This window comes from Amycolatopsis sp. NPDC043885 (assembly GCF_056435685.1).
In genome coordinates, this window is sequence record NZ_JBWKEA010000023.1 from 23,414 (window position 1) to 42,528 (window position 19,115).

The following is a 19,115-nucleotide window of genomic DNA, read 5'->3' on the forward strand; positions in this document are numbered from 1 at the left end:
CGGTCAGCGCGTGATCTTCTTCGCGGCGTCGAGCAGTTGCGTCCAGCCCTCGTCCGCCGACTTGCCCTGTTCGACGGCCTGCAGCGCCGGGCTCGACGCGTTCTCCTGGATCTGACCGTCGCCGGGGCCCTTGTACTGGGGCTTCGCGACCTTCTTCGCCTGCTCAGCGAACAACTGGCCGATCTTGGCGCCGCCGAAGTAGGCGTCGGTCTCGCTCAGCAGCGCCGGGTCTTCCAGTGCCTTGACCTGGCTGGGGAACGTGCCCTTCGCCTTGAACGCCTTGATCTGCTGCTCGGGCGCGGTCAGCCAGGCGGCGAGTTCGGCCGCCTCCTTCGGGTGCTTCGACTGCGTGGGCACGGTCAGGTACGAGCCACCCCAGTTCCCGCCGCCACCGGGGAAGGCGGCGGTGACCGCCCATTTGCCGGCGTTCTCGGGACCGGAGTGCTCCTCGATCACGCCGAGCATCCACGCGGGGCACACCTTCGTGGCGAAGGCGCCCTGCTTGAATCCGGAGTTCCACTCGTTGCTGAACGCGGTCAGCTTGGCCGACTGTCCCTTCGCGACGGCGCCGGTCACCTTGGTCCAGGCGTCCTTGATGCCCTGGTTCGATTCCAGCGTCGGCTTGTCGTCGTTGCCGATGTAGCCGGTGGGGAGCTGGTTGACCATGGCGTTGAAGTTCTGCGCGGCCGAGTCGAACCACGCCTTACCGCCGGTCTTGGTGACGTACTGTTCGCCGGCGGCGAAGTAGCTGTCCCAGGTCGCGAACAACGGCTTGACCGCTTCGGGATCGGACGGCATTCCCGCCGCTTCGAGCATGTCCTTGCGGTAGCACATGGCCAGCGGGCCGATGTCCGTTCCGTAGCCGATGACCTTGCCGTCCTTGGTCTTCGCCGCGTCGTACTTCCAGCTGAGCCAGCGGTCGGGGGACGCCTCCGCCGGGCCGATCTTGGGCAGGTCGTTGAACTTCGAGCCCTTGTCGAGGACGTTCGACAGATGCCCTTCCTCGACGGCGGTGACGTCGGCGAGGCCGGAACCCGCGGCCAGTTTCGTGATCAGATCCTGGTGGTACGGCCCGCCCTGGCCGGTCTTGCGGTGGGTGATCTTGATGTTCGGGTGCAGTCGTTCGTACTCGGGGATGAGCTCCTCGTAGCCGAACTCGGTGAACGTCGCCAGCGACAGCTCGACCTTGGCGTTCGGGTCCGACGCGGCGGGGGCCCCGCCGTCGTCACCGCCGCACGCCGCCAGTCCGAACGCCGTCATCGTGATACCCAGTGCCAGCACCAGGCCGTTCCGGATGCTTCTCACGGTTCTTAACCCCTTGCGCCGATGGGTTGGTGGACTCTTCTCACGTCTTTGTCCCTTGCTGATGGGGTGAGGAGAAAATGGGAGCGCTCCCAGGATGCGCAGAGTCTGTCGCCAAGGTATGGCCGTGTCAAGGGCTTGTAATGAGAGTGTTTCCATCAGGGGAGCGCTCTCAGTGTCGTCGCGCGCCGAGCACTAAGCTGTCGGTGTCCGGATGGAGTTGAAGAGTGAAGGTGGCGCGAGTGGGGCCTCGACCAGGGGAAGACGGCAGGCCGACACTGGAAGACGTCGCCGCGTCGGCCGGGGTCAGCCGGTCGACGGCGTCCCGTGCGCTGAACGACGACGGCTACGTCAGCGCGCGCTCCCGCGAGAAGGTCCAGGCCGCGGCGCGCGAACTCGGCTATTCCCCGAACCAGGCGGCCAGATCGCTGGTGACCAAGCGGACCGGCGCGGTCGCGGTCGTGCTTTCGGAGCCGGAGGCGCGGCTGCTCGACGACCCGTACCGCACCGCGGTCATGCGCGCGGGCTATCGCGAACTCGCCGACGTCGGCTGCCAGATGGTCTTGATCTTCAGTGACACCCGCGAGGATCTCGACCGCACGGTCAGGTTTCTCGACGGCGGGCACGTCGACGGCGTACTGGTCTTCGCGCCGCATCGGACCGATCCGCTGCCCAAGGCGTTGCGGCAGTTGAGGATCCCGGTGGTGTACGGCGGGCAGGCGGCCGGGTTGAAGCGTGGTGTCCACGTCGTCGACTTCGACAACGAGGGCGGCGCGAAGCTCGCGGTCGCGCATCTGGTCGAGGCCGGCCACCGCCGGATCGCCACGATCGCGGGCCCGCAGGACCAGAGCGCGGCGATCGACCGGCTCTCCGGCTGGCGCAAGACCCTCCTCGACGCCGGGCTCGACCCGGCGGACCTGATGGAGGAAGGCGACTTCACCCTGACCGGCGGCGCGAGGGCGATGGCGAACCTGCTCGCGCGGCGCCCCGACCTCGACGCCGTCTTCGTGGCCAGCGACATGATGGCCCTCGGCGCGCTCCGCACCCTGCATTCCGCCGGACGGCGGATCCCGTCGGATGTCGCCGTCGTCAGCTTCGACGACAACGCGACCCTCGCACCGGAGATGGACCCGCCGCTGACCTCGGTCCACCAGGACCCGCGGGAGCAGGTGCGCGTGATGGTCGAGACCCTGCTCGCGGTGATGGACGACCGGGATCTCAAGCCCCGCCAGCGGATCTTGCCGGTCTCGCTCACGCATCGCGCCTCCAGCTGATCCAGGGCTCCGTGACCCGACTGTGACTCGGGGAGCGCTTGACCCGGCTCGTGTTATCGCTAACACTTGCGGCACTCGTCACACGGTACCGGGATTGGGAGACAGGCGATGGCGCGCGAAACCACCGAGAGCAAGCAGGCCAGTCTCACCGACGTGGCCGCGCTCGCGGGTGTTTCGCATATGACGGTCTCGCGGGTCATCAATGGCACCGGGCCGGTCCGCGCCGAGACGCGCGTCCGCGTCAACGCCGCCATCGAGCAGCTGGACTACCGGCCGAACTCGGTCGCCCGCGCGCTGGTCACCGGCCGCTCGGGCACGCTCGGCGTGGTCGCGCTGGAGGCCAATCTCTACGGTCCGGCCAGTACCTTGAGCGGTATCGAGCACGCCGCCCGCGAAGCCGGGTACGCGACGACCATAACCAGCATCAGCCGTCCGGGCCGGTCGTCGATCACGGACGCGGTGGAGCGCCTGCGCCGCCAGGCCGTCGAGGGCATCGTCGTGATCGCGCCGCATGTCACCGCCGCACGCGCGCTGGAAGCGGCGCCCAGCGACGTGCCGCTCGTCGCGGTCGGCGGTGGGGAGAAAGCGCCGGTCCCGGTGATCTCGGTCGACCAGTACGACGGCGCGCGGCGCGCCACGGAGCACCTTCTCGGCCTCGGTCACGAGACGGTCTGGCATGTGGCCGGACCCGAAGACTGGCTGGAGGCGCTCGACCGCGAACGCGGCTGGCGCGAGACCCTGCAGCGGCACGGCGCACGGATCCCGCCCGTCATCCGCGGCGACTGGAGCGCGCGTTCCGGGTACGCGGCGGGGCGATCCCTCGTCGGCGAAAAGGGCCTGGACGCGGTGTTCGTGGCGAACGACCAGATGGCCCTCGGTTTTCTCCGTGCCTGCACCGAAGCCGGGGTGAACGTGCCGGGGGAGATGCGGATCGTCGGCTTCGACGACGTTCCCGAGGCGGCCTACTACACACCGCCGCTGACGACGGTGCGCCAGGACTTCGTCGAAGTCGGCAGGCGCACGTTCGACCTGCTCCGCCGCCGGATGAACGGTGGTGAGAACCGAGACCGCGACCTGGTGGTCCCCGAACTGATCGTGCGGGAGAGCACCGGTCTTTCGTAGCACACTGAGCCGTCTTCAAGGCTCGAGGCACAAGTGTTAACGCTAACTCAACTGATCAGTGCGGATCTAGGAGTCGATGTGGGAAGAAAACCGTGGACGGCGATCGTGGCCGGAGTGGCCGGGCTGCTCCTGCTCTCCGCGTGCGGCGGTGGCGGTGGAACGGGTGGCGGCGGCGCCCTCACCCTCGGCTTCGCCCAGGTGGGCGCGGAAAGCGGCTGGCGCACGGCGAACACGAAGTCCATCCAGGAGTCCGCGAAGGCGGCCGGGATCGAGCTGAAGTTCTCCGACGCGCAGCAGAAGCAGGAGAACCAGATCGCCGCGATCCGCTCCTACATCCAGCAGAAGGTCAAGGTGATCGCCTTCTCGCCGGTCGTGGAATCCGGCTGGGACACCGTGCTCAAGGAGGCGAAGACGGCGAACATCCCGGTGATCCTGACCGACCGGGCCGTCGATTCGCCGGACAAGTCGCTGTACAAGACCTTCCTCGGTTCGGACTTCGTCGCCGAGGGCAGGAAGGCGGGCGAGTGGCTGGCCAAGGAGTTCGGCTCGGCGGCAGGCGACGTCAGCATCGTGGAACTGCAGGGCACCACCGGCTCCGCGCCGGCGAACGACCGCAAGAAGGGTTTCGCCGACGTCATCGCGTCGAACCCGAAGTTCAAGGTCGTCGCGTCGCAGACCGGTGAGTTCACGCGGGCCAAGGGCAAGGAGGTCATGGAGGCCTTCCTGAAGTCCCAGCCCAAGATCGACGTGTTGTACGCGCACAACGACGACATGGCCCTCGGCGCCATCGAAGCGATCGAAGCCGCTGGGAAGGTGCCCGGCAAGGACATCAAGATCGTCTCGGTCGACGGCGTCCGCGACGCCCTGCAGGCACTGGCCGACGGCAAGATCAACCACGTCGTCGAATGCAACCCGCTCCTCGGCCCGCAGCTGATGGACCTGGTGAAGAAGGTCGCCGCCGGTGAGCAGGTGCCCCCGCGCATCGAGACCACCGAGACCGAATTCGACCAGGCGTCCGCGAAGGCCGCCCTGCCGCAACGCCAGTACTGACCCGATGACAGAACCCCTCGCGATGCTGCGGATGAGCCACATCCGGAAGGAATTCCCCGGCGTGGTCGCCCTCGACGACGTCTCCTTCCGGATGTTCCCCGGCGAAGTGCATGCCCTGATGGGTGAGAACGGCGCCGGCAAGTCCACCCTGATCAAAGTGCTCACCGGCGTGTACGGGGTGGACGCGGGCACGATCGAACTCGACGGCTCCCGGATCGCGTTCAGCGGCCCGGGAGAAGCGCAGCGCTCCGGCGTGAGCACCGTCTACCAGGAAGTGAACCTCTGCCCGAACCTGTCGGTGGCGGAGAACATCTGCCTCGGCAAGGAACCGCGACGGCGCGGCCGCATCGACTGGCGTGAGACGCGCCGCCGGGCGGCCGCGCTGCTGGCCAGGCTGGACGTCGAGGTGGACGTTTCGGCCGAGCTGAGCAGCTGCTCGATCGCGGTGCAGCAACTGGTCGCGATCGCCAGGGCGCTCGACGTCGACGCGCGAGTCCTCGTGCTCGACGAACCGACGTCCAGTTTGGACGCCGGCGAGGTCGAGCAGCTGCTGAACGTGGTGCGTTCGCTGCGGGATCAGGGGATGGCGATCCTGTTCGTCTCCCATTTCATCGAGCAGGTCTTCGCCGTCGCGGACCGGATGACGGTGCTGCGCAACGGGAAGCTGATCGGCGAATACCGCACAGAGGAGATCACCCCGGTCGACCTGGTCACCAGGATGATCGGCAAGGAACTCGAGGCACTCGAAGACATCGAGGACTCGGGCCACAGCCGGTCCGACCTCGCCGGTGCGCCGGTGTTCCTCGAAGCGGGCGATGTCGGCCGCAAGGGCGGTGTCGCGCCGTTCTCGCTCGACATCCGGGCGGGCGAGGTCGTCGGCCTCGCCGGGCTGCTCGGTTCGGGCCGCACCGAACTGGCGCGGCTGTTGTTCGGCGCCGATCACGCGGACAGCGGTTCCGTGCGGATCGACGGCGAGCCGGTGTCGCTGAAGACGCCGCGGACCGGGCTCGACCATCGGATCGCGTTCTGTTCGGAGAACCGCAAGACCGAAGGACTCGTCGAGGAGCTCACCGTGCGCGAGAACATCGTGCTCGCGTTGCAGGCCTCACGGGGCTGGGCGCGGCCGATCCCGCGGCGGCGGCAGGACGAGATCGCCGAGCGCTACATCGAGATGCTCGACATCCGGCCCGCGAACGCGGAAGCGAAGGTCGGCGACCTCAGTGGCGGCAACCAGCAGAAGGTGCTGCTCGCGAGATGGCTCATCACCGAACCCCGGCTGCTGATCCTCGACGAGCCGACGCGCGGCATCGACATCGGCGCCAAGACGGAGATCCAGCGGCTGGTCGCCCGGCTTTCGAGCGAGGGGATGGCCGTCGTGTTCATCTCCGCCGAACTCGAGGAGGTGCTGCGGTTGAGCCATCGGGTCGTCGTGCTGCGCGACCGCGCGGTGGTCGCCGTACTGGACAACGAATCGCTGACCGCGGACCGCGTCATGGCGACGATGGCCGAAGGAGTCGCACGATGACCAAGCATCGGTTGTTCTGGCCCGTCGTGGCGCTGCTGGCGCTGCTGCTCGGCGACCTCATCGTGCACCCGGCGTTCTTCGCGATCGAATTCCGCGACGGGCATCTCTACGGGAATCTGATCGACATCCTCAAGAACGGCGCCCCGCTGATCCTCATCGCGATCGGTATGACCCTGGTGGTGGCGACGCGGGGGATCGACCTCTCCGTCGGCGCGGTCGTGGCGATCAGCGGCGCGCTGGCGTGTCTCCACATCAGCGGACTCGGTGACCAGAACAGCCTCGGCGGGACGCTCGCCGCGGTCGGGATGGCACTGGGTCTGGCCCTCGCGCTCGGGGTGTGGAACGGCTGGCTCGTGGCGGTACTGGGCATCCAGCCGATCATCGCGACCCTGATCCTGATGGTCGCGGGCCGCGGTATCGCCCAGCTGATCACCGGCGGCCAGATCATCACCGTCAATTCGCATCCCTACGAGTGGATCGGCAGCGGGTTCACCTTCGGCCTGCCCAGCGCCATCCTCATCGCGCTGGCGGTGTTCGCCATCGCCGCGGTGCTGGTCCGCCGGTCGGCGCTGGGGCTGCTGGTCGAATCGGTGGGCGGCAACCCGGAGGCGGGCAGGCTCGCCGGGCTCCGGTCGGCCAGGCTGATCTGGCTCACCTACGTCTTCTGCGCGCTCTGCGCCGGCATCGCCGGGCTGATGATCAGCGCGAACGTGCACAGCGCCGACGGCAACAACGCCGGGCAGTTCATCGAACTCGACGCGATCCTCGCCGTCGTCATCGGCGGGACGCTGCTGACCGGTGGCCGGTTCTCGCTCACCGGCTCGGTGATCGGCGCACTGCTCATCCAGACGTTGACGACCACCGTGTACGCGCTGGGGATCGCCCCGCAGGCGATCATGCTGTTCAAGGCCGTGGTCGTGCTGGCGGTCTGCCTGTTGCAGTCGCCGGTGTTCCGCAAGAAGCTCGCCCGGCGGCGAAAAGCGGCCCCGCCGCCTGCCGCCGTCGTGCCGGAGAAGGTGGAGGCCGGGGTATGACGACACTCGACCGCATCAAGGGCTACCGGCCGCGGCAGCGGCATCTGCCGATCCTGGCGACGATGGCGATGCTCATCGGCGCGTACGTTTACGGCGCGTCGAGCTACACGGCGTTCGGCTCCGGACAGGTCGTGCTCGACCTGTTCATCAACAACGCGTTCCTGCTGGTCGTCGCCGTCGGGATGACGTTCGTGATCCTCACCGGCGGGATCGACCTGTCGGTGGGTTCGGTCGTGGCGTTGTCCACAGTGGTCTCCGCCGACCTGCTGCAGAACCAGGGCTGGTCGGTCATCGCGGTGATCCCCGCGGTCCTGGCGATCGGCGCGGCGCTGGGCTTCGGGATGGGCGTGCTGATCCAGGTCTTCGAGATCCAGCCGTTCATCGCCACCCTGATCGGGATGTTCTTTGCCAGGGGGCTGTGTTACACGATCAGCACCCAGGCGTACTCGATCGACGACCCGACGGTCGCGAGCCTCGCGCAGACGCAGATCCCGCTCGGCGGGGAGTTGCACATCTCGATCGGCGTGGTCGTCGCGCTGGTCGTGGTCGCCGCCGCCGCATACATCCTTTACGGAACACGATTCGGCCGGACGGTGTACGCGATCGGCGGGAACCCGAAGTCGGCGCTGCTGATGGGCCTCAACGTCGGCCGCACGCGGATCTCGGTCTACACGCTCAGTGGGTTCTGCTCGGCGCTCGGTGGCCTGCTTCTGGTGCTGTACAAGTCTTCCGGCGATCCGCTCAACGGCGTCGGGCTGGAACTCACCGCGATCGCGGCCGTCGTCATCGGTGGCACGTTGCTCACCGGCGGTTCCGGCTACGTCCTCGGGACGGTGCTGGGGATCATGGTGCTGGGCGTCATCCAGACCCTGATCACCTTCGACGGCACGCTGAACTCCTGGTGGACCTCGATCATCACCGGCGCGCTGCTGTTCGCCTTCATCGTCCTGCAACGCCTCGTCGGCAGGCGAGCAACGTAGGACGTAACTCGCGTGCTTGGAGCCGTAACTCGCGTGCTTGGAGGCGGAACACGCGTGATCCGCCTCCAAGCACGCGAGTTACGGCTCCAAGCACGCATGAACGTGGTTTTCGACCAGAAATGTGAACGCTAACAGTTCGGGAGAAGAAGTGAGTACAGGGGAGCCGCTGGTCGTCGGCGTCGACTTCGGGACGCTGTCCGGCCGGGCCGTCGTGGTCCGCGTCCGCGACGGCGCGGAACTGGGCAGCGCGGTTTCGGAATACCGCCACGGCGTGATCGACCGGATCCTGCCGCAGACCGGGCACGGTCTGCCGCCGGACTGGGCACTGCAGGTGCCGTCGGACTACGTCGACGTGCTCCGCACCGCCGTGCCGGAAGCCATCCGGGCCGCCGGTGCGGACCCCGCCGACGTGATCGGCATCGGCACCGACTTCACCGCGTGCACGATGGTGCCGACCACGGCCGAGGGCACGCCGCTGTGCGAACTGCCCGAGTTCGGCGGGAACCCGCACGCCTACGTGAAGCTGTGGCGGCACCATTCCGCGCAGCCGCAGGCGGACCGGATCAACGCGCTGGCACGAAAGCGCGGCGAGTCGTGGCTCCCGCGCTACGGCGGGCTGATCTCTTCGGAGTGGGAGTTCGCCAAGGCGCTGGAGGTCTTCGAAGAGGCTCCCGAGGTCTATGACCGGATGCGGCACTGGGTCGAACTAGCCGACTGGATCGTCTGGCAGCTCACCGGGACCTACGTGCGCAACGCGTGCACCGCCGGGTACAAGGGCATTCTCCAGGACGGCCGCTACCCGAGCGCGGAGTTCCTGGAGGAGCTCGCACCCGGCTTCGGGTCCTTCGTGGACGACAAGCTCGTCCATCCGCTGGGCGCTCTCGGCGCCAAGGCAGGCAGCCTGAGCGCACAGGCGGCGGAATGGACCGGACTGCCGGAAGGGATCGCGGTCGCCGTCGGCAACGTCGACGCGCATGTCACCGCGCCCGCCGTCCAGGCGGTGGAGCCGGGCCAGATGGTCGCGATCATGGGCACCTCCACCTGTCACGTGATGAACGGCGCCGAACTGCGCGAGGTGCCGGGGATGTGCGGCGTCGTCGACGGCGGGATCGTTTCCGGGCAGTGGGGTTACGAGGCGGGCCAGAGCGGCGTCGGTGACATCTTCGCGTGGTTCGTCGAACACGGCGTCCCGGCGTCCTATGTGGACGATGCCAGGGAAGCCGGGATCTCCGTCCACGAACTGCTCACCCGGCTCGCCGCGGTACAGGAGATCGGCGAGCACGGTCTCGTCGCGCTCGACTGGCACAGCGGGAACCGGTCGGTGCTGGTCGACCACGAACTGTCCGGCGTCGTCGTCGGGCAGACGCTCGCGACGCGCGCTGAGGACACCTACCGCGCGTTGCTCGAAGCGACCGCGTTCGGCACCAGGACGATCATCGAGACCTTTGACCGCGCCGGGGTGCCGGTCACCGAACTGATCGTCGCCGGCGGCCTGGTCAAGAACCCCCTGCTGATGCAGATCTACGCCGACGTGACGAACCTGCCGCTTTCGGTGGCCGGTTCGGCGCAGAGTCCCGCTCTGGGCTCCGCGATCCACGCCGCCGTCGCGGCCGGAGCGCATCCGGACGTCCCGGCCGCGGCCCTCGCGATGGGCTCGGTCCGCCGCGCGGTCCACCGCCCGATCGCCGAGAACGTGAAGGCCTACGACGACCTCTACGCCGAGTACGCCGCGCTGCACGACTACTTCGGCCGCGGGACCAACGACGTCATGCACCGGCTCGCCGCCCGCCGCCGTGCCGCCAGGAAAGGACAGCACCGATGAGCCTCGCCGTGGAGATCACGGACACCTTCGAAGAACTGCGGGACACCGTCGCGCGGCTGCACAGCGAGCTGACCCGCTACGAACTGGTCATCTGGACCGCGGGCAACGTGTCGGCACGCGTCCCCGGGCACGACCTGATGGTGATCAAACCGTCCGGCGTGTCCTACGGCGAACTGACCGCCGACACGATGGTCGTCACCGACCTGTACGGCGAAGTCGTCCACGGTGATCTGGCGCCCTCTTCGGACACGGCCGCGCACGCCTACGTCTACCGGCACATGCCGGAGGTCGGCGGTGTCGTCCACACGCATTCGACCTATGCCACCGCCTGGGCGGCGCGCGGGGAGCCGATCCCGTGCGTGCTCACGATGATCGCGGACGAGTTCGGCGGGGAGATCCCGGTCGGGCCGTTCGCCTTGATCGGCGACGACTCGATCGGCCGGGGCATCGTCGAGACCCTGCGGTCCAGCCGCTCGCCCGCCGTGCTGATGCGCAACCACGGGCCGTTCACCGTCGGCCGCACCGCACGCGACGCGGTCAAGGCCGCGGTGATGGTCGAGGACGTCGCGAAGACCGTCCACATCGCTTCCGCGCTGGGAACCCCGGAACCACTGTCCGAACAGGACGTGGACCGGCTCTACGCGCGCTACCAGAACGTCTACGGCCAGCAGGGAGAGAAGTGAGCACACAGCGGAAGACCGAGGTCTGGTTCCTCACCGGGAGCCAGGCGCTGTACGGCGAAGAAACCCTCGAACAGGTCGCGGGTCAGTCGTTGCAGATCCAGCGGATGCTGGCCGACACCGGCCGGATCTCTGCCGGGATCGTCGCGAAGCCGGTGCTGACGGAGCCGTCGGCGATCCGGCGCGTGATGCTCGAGGCGAACGCGGACGACGCCTGTGTCGGCGTGATCGCGTGGATGCACACGTTCTCGCCGGCGAAGATGTGGATCACCGGCCTGGACGCGCTGCGGAAACCCTTGCTGCATCTGCACACCCAGCTCAACGAGGCGCTGCCGTGGCAGTCCATCGACATGGACTTCATGAACCTGAACCAGGCCGCGCACGGCGACCGCGAGTTCGGCTACATCCAGACCCGGCTCGGGGTGCCGCGCAAGACCATCGCCGGGCACGCGGCGGATCCGTCGGTCGCCGACCGGATCGACGCGTGGGTCCGCGCGGCGGTCGGCCGCCAGACGATCGGCTCGCTCAAGCTCGCGCGGTTCGGTGACAACATGCGCGACGTCGCGGTCACCGACGGGGACAAGGTCGAGGCGGAACTGAAGTTCGGCGTCTCGGTGAACACCTACGGCGTCAACGAACTCGTCGCGCTGGTCGACGCGGTGCCCGACGCCGAGGTCGACACGCTCGTCGAGGAGTACGCCGGCTCGTACGCGCTCGCGCCGGATCTGGCCGAGTCGGGGGAGCGGCACGAGTCGCTGCGCTACGCCGCCCGGATCGAGAAGGGACTTCGCACGTTCCTGGCGGACGGCGGTTTCGGCGCGTTCACCACGAACTTCGAGGATCTCGGCGGCCTGCGGCAGCTGCCGGGGCTCGCGGTACAGCGCCTGATGGCCGATGGCTACGGCTTCGGCGGCGAAGGGGACTGGAAGACGTCCGCGCTGCTGACCGCGGTCAAGGCGATGGGCCGCGACTCCGAGCGCGGAACGTCGTTCATGGAGGACTACACCTACCACTTCGGGCCCGGTGAACCGAAGATCCTCGGCGCGCACATGCTCGAAGTCTGCCCGAGCATTGCCGCCGCCCGGCCTTCGTGCGAGATCCACCCGCTCGGTATCGGCGGCCGCGAGGATCCCGTCCGCCTGGTGTTCGACGCCGCCGCCGGTGACGCCGTCGTGATCGGCCTCGCCGACCTCGGCGACCGATTCCGCCTGGTGGCCAACGAAGTCGAGGTCGTCGCACCGGACGAGCCGCTGCCGAATCTTCCGGTCGCGCGTGCGGTGTGGAAGCCGGCGCCGTCGTTGGCGACCTCCGCCGAAGCGTGGATCACCGCGGGCGGGCCGCACCACACGGTGCTCACGCAGGCCGTCGGCACCGAATCGATCCGGGATTTCGCCACCATGCTCGACGTCGAGCTGCTGGTGATCGACCAGGCCACGACGCCCGCCTCGATCGCCGACCGGATGCGCTGGAACCAGGCCTACTACCGGCTCGCACAAGGATTCTGATCGGTCCCCACCGGAGAGAAGGAACAATGAAGTTCACGAAACTGGCCACACTGGCCGTGGCGGTCGGCCTCGGTGCCGCGCTGACGGCCTGCGGTTCGAGTCAGAAGACCGTCGATCAGCAGGCGGTCGCGGGAGGTGCCGCCGGCGGCCTCGTCGGCGTCACCATGCCGACCAAATCGTCGGAGCGCTGGATCCACGACGGCGACAACATCAAGGCGGCGCTGGAGAAGCTGGGCTACCAGGTCGACCTCCAGTACGCCGAGGACGACATCCCCACCCAGGTGAACCAGATCGAGAACCAGATCACCAAGGGCGCGAAACTGCTCGTGATCGCCTCGATCGACGGCACCGCGATCACCACCCAGCTGCAGGAGGCCGCGGACAAGAAGATCCCGGTCATCGCCTACGACCGGCTGATCCGCAACACCCCGAACGTCGACTACTACGCGACCTTCGACAACTTCAAGGTCGGTGTGCAGCAGGCGACGTCGCTGCTCACCGGGCTCAAGGTCCTCAAAGAGGACGGTTCGCCCGGTGAGGGCAAGGGACCGTTCAACATCGAACTCTTCGCCGGTTCGCCGGACGACAACAACGCGACGTTCTTCTTCAACGGCGCCATGTCGGTGCTGAAGCCGTACCTCGACAACGGGACGCTGGTCGTCAAGAGCGGCCAGACCGCGTTCAACGTCGCGGCGATCCTGCGCTGGCAGGCCGCGACCGCGCAGCGGCGGATGGAAGACCTGCTGACCAAGACCTACAGCTCCGGCGACAAGGTGCAGGGCGTGCTCTCGCCGTACGACGGGCTCTCCATCGGCATCCTCTCGGCGCTGAAGAGCAACGGCTACGGCACCCCGGGCCAGCCGTACCCCGTGGTCACCGGCCAGGACGCCGAGGTCGCGTCGGTGAAGTCGATCATCGCCGGCGAGCAGTACTCGACCATCTTCAAGGACACCCGCAAACTCGCCGAGACCACGGTCAAGATGGCCGACGCGGTGCTCAAGGGCGGCAAGGCCGAGACCAACAACACGACCGACTACGACAACGGCCAGAAGGTCGTCCCGGCGTTCCTGCTGGAATCGGTGATCCTCAACAAGGGGAACTACCAGAAGGAACTCATCGATTCGGGCTACTACAAAGCGGAACAGCTGAGGTAGCGACGTGACCGACGAAATCCTTCGGATGCGGGGGATCACCAAGACCTTCCCCGGCGTCAAGGCGCTGCAGGACGTCAACCTGTCGGTGCGCCGGGGAGAGATCCACGCCATCTGCGGCGAGAACGGCGCGGGCAAGTCCACGCTGATGAAGGTGCTCTCGGGCGTCTACGCGCACGGCTCGTACGACGGCGAGATCGTCTTCGACGGCGAGCCGTGCGCGTTCTCCGCGATCCGCGACAGCGAACGCCGCGGCATCGTGATCATCCACCAGGAACTCGCGCTGTGCCAGCAGCTGTCCATCGCGGAGAACATCTTCCTCGGCAACGAGAAGGCCCGCGGCGGGCTGATCGACTGGAACCGGACCAACCAGCAGGCGGGCGAGCTGCTGCGGCGCGTCGGCCTGCGGGAGAACCCGGTGACGCCGGTGCTCGACATCGGTGTCGGCAAACAGCAGCTGGTGGAGATCGCCAAGGCACTGTCCAAAGAGGTCAAATTGCTGATCCTTGACGAGCCGACGGCGGCGCTGAACGACGACGATTCGGCGCATCTGCTCGAACTGTTGCGCGGCCTGCGCGACGACGGCGTCACCTGCGTCCTGATCTCGCACAAGCTCAACGAGATCGCCGCGATCGCCGATTCGATCACCATCCTGCGCGACGGCAGGACGATCGAGACGCTGGACGCGAGCACGGTGACCGAAGACCGGATCATCGCCGGGATGGTCGGCCGGAAACTGGAGAACCGTTTCCCGCCAAGGGAACCGCGGATCGGCGACGAGGTCCTCCGGATCGAGGACTGGACCGTGCACAGCCCGACTCAGCACGGCCGGATCGTCGTCGACGGCGCGAGCCTGACGTTGCGGCGCGGCGAGATCGTCGGGCTGGCGGGACTGATGGGCGCCGGGCGGACCGAGCTCGCGATGAGTGTGTTCGGCCGGTCGTACGGCAAGGACATCTCCGGGCGCCTGATCAAGGACGGCAAGGAGATCGAGGTGCGCACGGTCGGCGACGCCGTCGCCAACGGGATCGCGTACGCCACCGAAGACCGCAAACGCTACGGGCTCAACCTCATCGAGGACATCCAGCGCAACATCTCCGGCGCGGCGCTGGGCAAACTCGCCCGGCGCGGATGGGTGGACGAGAACGAAGAACACCGTGTCGCCGAAGAATTCCGCAAGAGCATGAACATCAAGGCACCGGACGTGCGCAGCGTGACCGGCACGCTTTCCGGCGGCAACCAGCAGAAGGTCGTGCTGTCCAAATGGATCCTCACCGATCCGGACGTGCTGATCCTCGACGAGCCCACCCGCGGCATCGACGTCGGCGCGAAGTACGAGATCTACACGATCGTCAACCGGCTCGCCGACGAGGGGAAGGCCGTCCTGGTCATCTCGTCCGAGCTGCCGGAGCTGCTCGGTCTGTGCGACCGGATCTACACGCTGTCGGCGGGCCGGATCACCGGTGAGGTCGGCCGGGCCGAGGCCACCCAAGAGGTCCTCATGCGGGCGATGACCAGGGAACAGGAGTAAGACATGAGCACCGCCTCCGCCGACACCGTCACCGGTGTCCCGGACCAGCAGGGAGCCGCGCCGGCCAGGGCGCCGCGCCGGATCTCGTTCAACCCGCGCGAGAGCGGCATCTACGTCGCGTTCGCGCTGATCGTCGTGTTGTTCTCGATCCTCACCGGCGGCGCGCTGCTGGAACCGCAGAACATCTCGAACCTGATCGTGCAGAACTCGTACGTGCTGATCCTCGCGATCGGCATGATCCTGATCATCATCGCCGGGCACATCGACCTGTCGGTGGGTTCCGTGGTGGCGCTGACCGGCGCGATCTCGGCCGTGCTGATGGTGAACATGGGCATGGCGTGGCCGGTCGCGCTGCTGATCACGCTGGCCGTCGGCGCGGTGATCGGGGCGTGGCAAGGGTACTGGGTCGCCTACTTCGGCATCCCCGCGTTCATCGTGACGCTGGCGGGAATGCTGATCTTCCGCGCCCTCACCCTCACCGTGCTCGGGAACCAGGGGATCGGCCCGTTCCCGGACGAGGTGCGGACGCTGGCGAACGGGTTCACCGGCGGCTACCTCGGCAACATCGGGCTCGGCCCGCTCGGCGGCGCCGACGTGGTCAGCCTGTTGGTGGGCGCACTGGCCATCGCGGGCGCGGTCGCGTCGCGCTGGCGCAAGCGGACGGCCCGGCTGAACTACCTGCAGGAGGTGGACCCGTTGCCGATGTTCCTGCTGAAGATCGTCGCGGCGGCCGCCGTGGTGCTGTTCGTGGTGGTGCAGCTGGCGCGGTACAAGAACCTGCCCTGGGTGCTGATCCTGCTGTCGGTGCTGGTGATCGGCTATTCGCTGGTGACGACGCGCGCGGTCTTCGGCCGTCACATCTACGCGATCGGCGGGAACCTCCAGGCGGCGACGCTGTCCGGGGTGAAGGTCAAGTCCGTGACGTTCTGGATCTTCGTCAACATGGGCGTGCTCTCCGCGCTCGCCGGGATCATCGTGGCCGGACGGCTCAACCAGGCCGGGCCGACCGCGGGCAACATGTTCGAACTCGACGCGATCGCCGCGGCGTTCATCGGCGGCGCCGCGGTGCAGGGCGGGGTCGGCAAGGTGGTCGGCGCGATCACCGGCGGTCTCATCATGGGCGTGATCAACAACGGCATGTCCCTGATCGGCGCGCCGACCGAGAGCGTGAACCTCGTCAAGGGGTTCGTGCTGCTCGCCGCCGTCGCCTACGACATTTGGACCAAGCGGCGGGCCCGCACCGCCGCCTGATGGTCGGGGACTTTCCCCTCATGTCAAGCGGTGAGGGGGACCTTCCCCAGCATCGCATGCGGGAAAGCGCCCTACAGCCCCCGCCACCGCAGTCCGGTGTCCCCAATGTCGCATTGGAGACACTCAGCGTCTCCAATGCGACATTGGGGACCTGGCCGGCTGCCGGCTCGCGTCCCGTATTCGGGGTGGAGCCCTGGGGCCGTGTCGCGAAAGCCACTTTAGACACCAGACGTCCCCAAAGTGGCTTTCGCGACACAGAACACTCCGCGGAACGCCGATCGTCATACCCCCGCAGAACACGAAGAACCTTCCTAACCCCGGTTTCCTCGCAACGTCGCGAAAGGAAGTGCTGTGCGCAGCAGATCCACCCGGATAAGTGTGCTGTCCCTGACCATCGCCGTCGGTGTCCTCGTGCCCGTTCAGACCGCTTCGGGCCAGACACCGACGACCGAGTACAGCCTCGCCGTGGACGCGGCGGGACGTGGTGCCACGATCGACCGTTCGATGTACGGCGTCTTCTTCGAGGACATCAACCGTGCCGCGGACGGCGGGCTGTACGCGGAGCTCGTGCAGAACCGGTCCTTCGAGTACGACAAGGCCGACAACGCGTCGTACACGCCGTTGACGTCGTGGGCGCCCACGTCGCTCAACCGGGGCACCGGCACGGCGACGGTGGCCGACGACGACCGGCGGCTCAACGAACGGAACCGCCGCTATCTCAAGCTCGACCTGGGCAGTGGCGAATACGGCGTCGCGAACTCCGGCTACAACTCGGGGATCCGGGTCGAGAAGGGCAAGCAGTACGACTTCTCGGTGTTCGCCCGGACCGATCGGGCGGCGGGCACTCCGCTCACGGTGGCCGTCACCGATCCCGCGGGCAAGGCGCTCGCCGATCCGCTGCGGGTGCAGGTCCGCGGCGACGGCTGGGTGAAGTACACCGGCGCCGTCCGGGCGCGGGAGTCGAGCGCGCTGGGCAGGCTCGCGCTGACCGCGTCCGGCGGTGGCACGCTGCGGCTGGACATGGTGTCGCTGTTCCCGCGCGACACCTACAAGAACCGTCCGAACGGCATGCGGGCGGATCTGGCGGAGAAGATCGCCGCGCTCAAACCCGGTTTCGTGCGCTTCCCCGGCGGATGCCTCGTCAACACCGGAAGCCACCAGGGTTACGAGGCGCCGAACTGGGAACGGAAGCGTTCGTACCAGTGGAAGGACACGATCGGCCCGGTCGAGCAGCGGGCCACGAACGCGAACTTCTGGGGCTACAACCAGTCCTACGGTATCGGCTACTACGAGTACTTCCAGTTCTCCGAGGACATCGGCGCGATGCCGCTGCCGGTGGTCCCGGCGCTGGTCACCGGCTGCGGGCAGAACAGGGCGACCGACGACCCGGCGCTGCTGCGGCGGCACATCCAGGACACCCTCGATCTGATCGAGTTCGCCAACGGCCCGGTCACCTCGACCTGGGGTAGGAAGCGGGCCGAGATGGGGCATCCGGCGCCGTTCAACCTGACCCATGTCGGCGTCGGCAACGAGGAGAACCTGCCCGACGAGTTCTTCGCCCGCTTCAGCGAGTTCCGCGAGGCGATCGCGGCGAACTACCCGGGGATCACGGTGATCAGCAACTCGGGACCGGACGACACCGGCACGACGTTCGACCGGCTGTGGGACCTGAACCGGAACGCGAAGGTCTCGATGGTCGACGAGCATTACTACAACAGTCCGCAGTGGTTCCTGCAGAACAATCAGCGCTACGACACCTACGACCGCAACGGCCCGAAGGTGTTCCTCGGTGAGTACGCGTCGCTGGACAACAAGTTCGGCAACGCGCTGGCCGAAGCCGCGTACATGACCGGGCTGGAGCGGAACGCCGACGTCGTCAAGCTCGCGTCGTACGCGCCGCTGCTGGCGAACACCGATTACGTGCAGTGGAAACCGGACATGATCTGGTTCGACAACCAGCGTTCGTGGGGTTCGGCCAGCTACGAGACGCAGAAGCTGTTCATGACCAACGTCGGTGACCACGTCGTGCCGAGCAAGGCGTCGGCCACGCCTGCCACGGTCGCGCCGATCTCTGGCGCGATCGGACTGTCCACCTGGGCGACGAGCGCCGGCTACGACGACGTCAAGGTCACCTCTGCCGACGGCGCACAGCTGTTCTCGGACGACTTCTCCGGCGACGACTCGCGTTGGTCGAGGGTGGCCGGACGAGGTTCCTGGGCGGTGTCGAACGGGGCCTATGTCCAGTCGGACCAGGCCGCCGAGAACACCCTGGTGACCGCGGGCGATCCCTCGTGGAGCAACTACGACTTCTCGGTGAAGGCGACCAAGACCGGCGGCAGGGAAGGCTTCCTGGTCGCCTTCGGCGTCAAGGACAGCGGCAACAACTACTGGTGGAACCTCGGCGGCTGGAACAACACCGTCTCCGCCGTCGAGAAGACCGAAGGCGGGGGCAAGCAGACCCTGCTCCAGAACGACACCAAGATCGAGACGGGCAGGCAGTACGACCTGCGGGTCGAGGTCCGCGGCCGTCAGGTGACGCTGTTCCTCGACGGACAGAAGTGGGGCTCGTTCACCGACGACAAGGTCGCCGAGCCGTTCCGCCAGGTCGTCACCCGTGACGTCAAGACCGGCGAACTCGTGGTCAAGGTGGTCAACGCCCAGGCCACGGCCGCCCGGACCCGGGTCGATCTCGGTACCCGCGTCCAGCCGGGTTCCACCGCTCGCGTGACGACGTTGCAGGGGTCGCCGGACGACGTCAACACCGCTTTCAGCACGCCGATCGCGCCACGCGAGTCGCGGTTCTCCGGAGTGTCGAACGCCTTCACCTACACCTTCCCACCGAACTCCGTGACCTTCCTGCGGTTCCCGGCCCGAGTGAGGGGATGACC

The 19,115-nt window shown here is 67.6% G+C and carries 14 protein-coding genes; 13 read left to right on the forward strand and 1 reads right to left on the reverse strand.

The window, feature by feature from the left end; genetic code table 11:
* Positions 1–3 precede the first annotated feature (3 nt).
* Positions 4–1,305 (reverse strand): ABC transporter substrate-binding protein, encoded by a 1,302-nt coding sequence (locus AC069I_RS39485; RefSeq protein WP_478267655.1) that lies wholly within the window; start codon positions 1,303–1,305, stop codon positions 4–6.
* A 224-nt stretch (positions 1,306–1,529) separates the two neighbouring features.
* Here AC069I_RS39485 and AC069I_RS39490 point away from each other — a divergent pair, with 224 nt between their 5' ends.
* The 13 genes from AC069I_RS39490 (at position 1,530) to AC069I_RS39550 (ending at position 19,113) form a co-directional block, all read left to right on the forward strand.
* Positions 1,530–2,576, forward strand: coding sequence for a LacI family DNA-binding transcriptional regulator (locus tag AC069I_RS39490; protein WP_478226056.1), 1,047 nt, complete (start codon positions 1,530–1,532; stop codon positions 2,574–2,576).
* Between the two features lie 108 nt (positions 2,577–2,684).
* Positions 2,685–3,698 carry a LacI family DNA-binding transcriptional regulator gene (locus tag AC069I_RS39495; protein ID WP_478226057.1) on the forward strand — a complete coding sequence of 338 codons (1,014 nt, stop codon included), beginning with the start codon at positions 2,685–2,687 and terminating at the stop codon, positions 3,696–3,698.
* A gap of 78 nt (positions 3,699–3,776) precedes the next feature.
* Entirely contained in the window at positions 3,777–4,748 is a 972-nt protein-coding gene (locus tag AC069I_RS39500) for an ABC transporter substrate-binding protein (protein WP_478267656.1), read from the forward strand.
* A 22-nt stretch (positions 4,749–4,770) separates the two neighbouring features.
* Positions 4,771–6,273, forward strand: coding sequence for a sugar ABC transporter ATP-binding protein (locus tag AC069I_RS39505; protein WP_478267707.1), 1,503 nt, complete (start codon positions 4,771–4,773; stop codon positions 6,271–6,273).
* Positions 6,270–7,307: an ABC transporter permease gene (locus AC069I_RS39510; protein WP_478226059.1), complete on the forward strand. Its 1,038-nt coding sequence runs from the start codon at positions 6,270–6,272 to the stop codon at positions 7,305–7,307. Before AC069I_RS39505 ends, AC069I_RS39510 begins: the two co-directional genes overlap by 4 nt.
* Positions 7,304–8,287, forward strand: coding sequence for a galactofuranose ABC transporter, permease protein YjfF (gene yjfF / locus AC069I_RS39515; RefSeq protein ID WP_478226060.1), 984 nt, complete (start codon positions 7,304–7,306; stop codon positions 8,285–8,287). Before AC069I_RS39510 ends, yjfF begins: the two co-directional genes overlap by 4 nt.
* Before the next feature lie 148 nt (positions 8,288–8,435).
* Entirely contained in the window at positions 8,436–10,109 is a 1,674-nt protein-coding gene (gene araB, locus AC069I_RS39520; protein WP_478233550.1) for a ribulokinase, read from the forward strand.
* The gene (locus AC069I_RS39525) at positions 10,106–10,792 is read left to right on the forward strand and encodes an L-ribulose-5-phosphate 4-epimerase (protein ID WP_465364253.1); all 687 of its coding nucleotides are present in this window, start codon (positions 10,106–10,108) and stop codon (positions 10,790–10,792) included. The genes araB and AC069I_RS39525 overlap by 4 nt, the downstream gene beginning before the upstream one ends.
* Positions 10,789–12,294: an L-arabinose isomerase gene (gene araA, locus AC069I_RS39530; protein WP_478226062.1), complete on the forward strand. Its 1,506-nt coding sequence runs from the start codon at positions 10,789–10,791 to the stop codon at positions 12,292–12,294. Before AC069I_RS39525 ends, araA begins: the two co-directional genes overlap by 4 nt.
* 26 nt (positions 12,295–12,320) lie before the next feature.
* Positions 12,321–13,448 (forward strand): multiple monosaccharide ABC transporter substrate-binding protein, encoded by a 1,128-nt coding sequence (chvE, locus tag AC069I_RS39535; RefSeq protein ID WP_478226063.1) that lies wholly within the window; start codon positions 12,321–12,323, stop codon positions 13,446–13,448.
* Between the two features lie 4 nt (positions 13,449–13,452).
* A complete protein-coding gene (gene mmsA / locus AC069I_RS39540; RefSeq protein WP_478226064.1) occupies positions 13,453–14,976 on the forward strand; it encodes a multiple monosaccharide ABC transporter ATP-binding protein in 1,524 nt (507 codons plus the stop codon).
* A gap of 3 nt (positions 14,977–14,979) precedes the next feature.
* The gene (gene mmsB, locus AC069I_RS39545) at positions 14,980–16,227 is read left to right on the forward strand and encodes a multiple monosaccharide ABC transporter permease (protein WP_478226065.1); all 1,248 of its coding nucleotides are present in this window, start codon (positions 14,980–14,982) and stop codon (positions 16,225–16,227) included.
* 351 nt (positions 16,228–16,578) lie between these two features.
* Complete coding sequence (locus AC069I_RS39550) at positions 16,579–19,113, forward strand: alpha-L-arabinofuranosidase C-terminal domain-containing protein (protein WP_478267657.1); 2,535 nt, start codon at positions 16,579–16,581, stop codon at positions 19,111–19,113.
* Positions 19,114–19,115: the final 2 nt, after the last annotated feature.

Bases quoted from the DNA above. Each gene is read 5' to 3' on its own strand.
- AC069I_RS39495 (WP_478226057.1), top strand. From the start codon at position 2,685: ATGGCGCGCGAAACCACCGAGAGCAAGCAGGCCAGTCTCACCGACGTG.
- AC069I_RS39505 (WP_478267707.1), top strand. From the start codon at position 4,771: ATGCTGCGGATGAGCCACATCCGGAAGGAATTCCCCGGCGTGGTCGCC.
- AC069I_RS39510 (WP_478226059.1), top strand. From the start codon at position 6,270: ATGACCAAGCATCGGTTGTTCTGGCCCGTCGTGGCGCTGCTGGCGCTG.
- yjfF (WP_478226060.1), top strand. From the start codon at position 7,304: ATGACGACACTCGACCGCATCAAGGGCTACCGGCCGCGGCAGCGGCAT.
- AC069I_RS39525 (WP_465364253.1), top strand. From the start codon at position 10,106: ATGAGCCTCGCCGTGGAGATCACGGACACCTTCGAAGAACTGCGGGAC.
- chvE (WP_478226063.1), top strand. From the start codon at position 12,321: ATGAAGTTCACGAAACTGGCCACACTGGCCGTGGCGGTCGGCCTCGGT.
- mmsB (WP_478226065.1), top strand. From the start codon at position 14,980: ATGAGCACCGCCTCCGCCGACACCGTCACCGGTGTCCCGGACCAGCAG.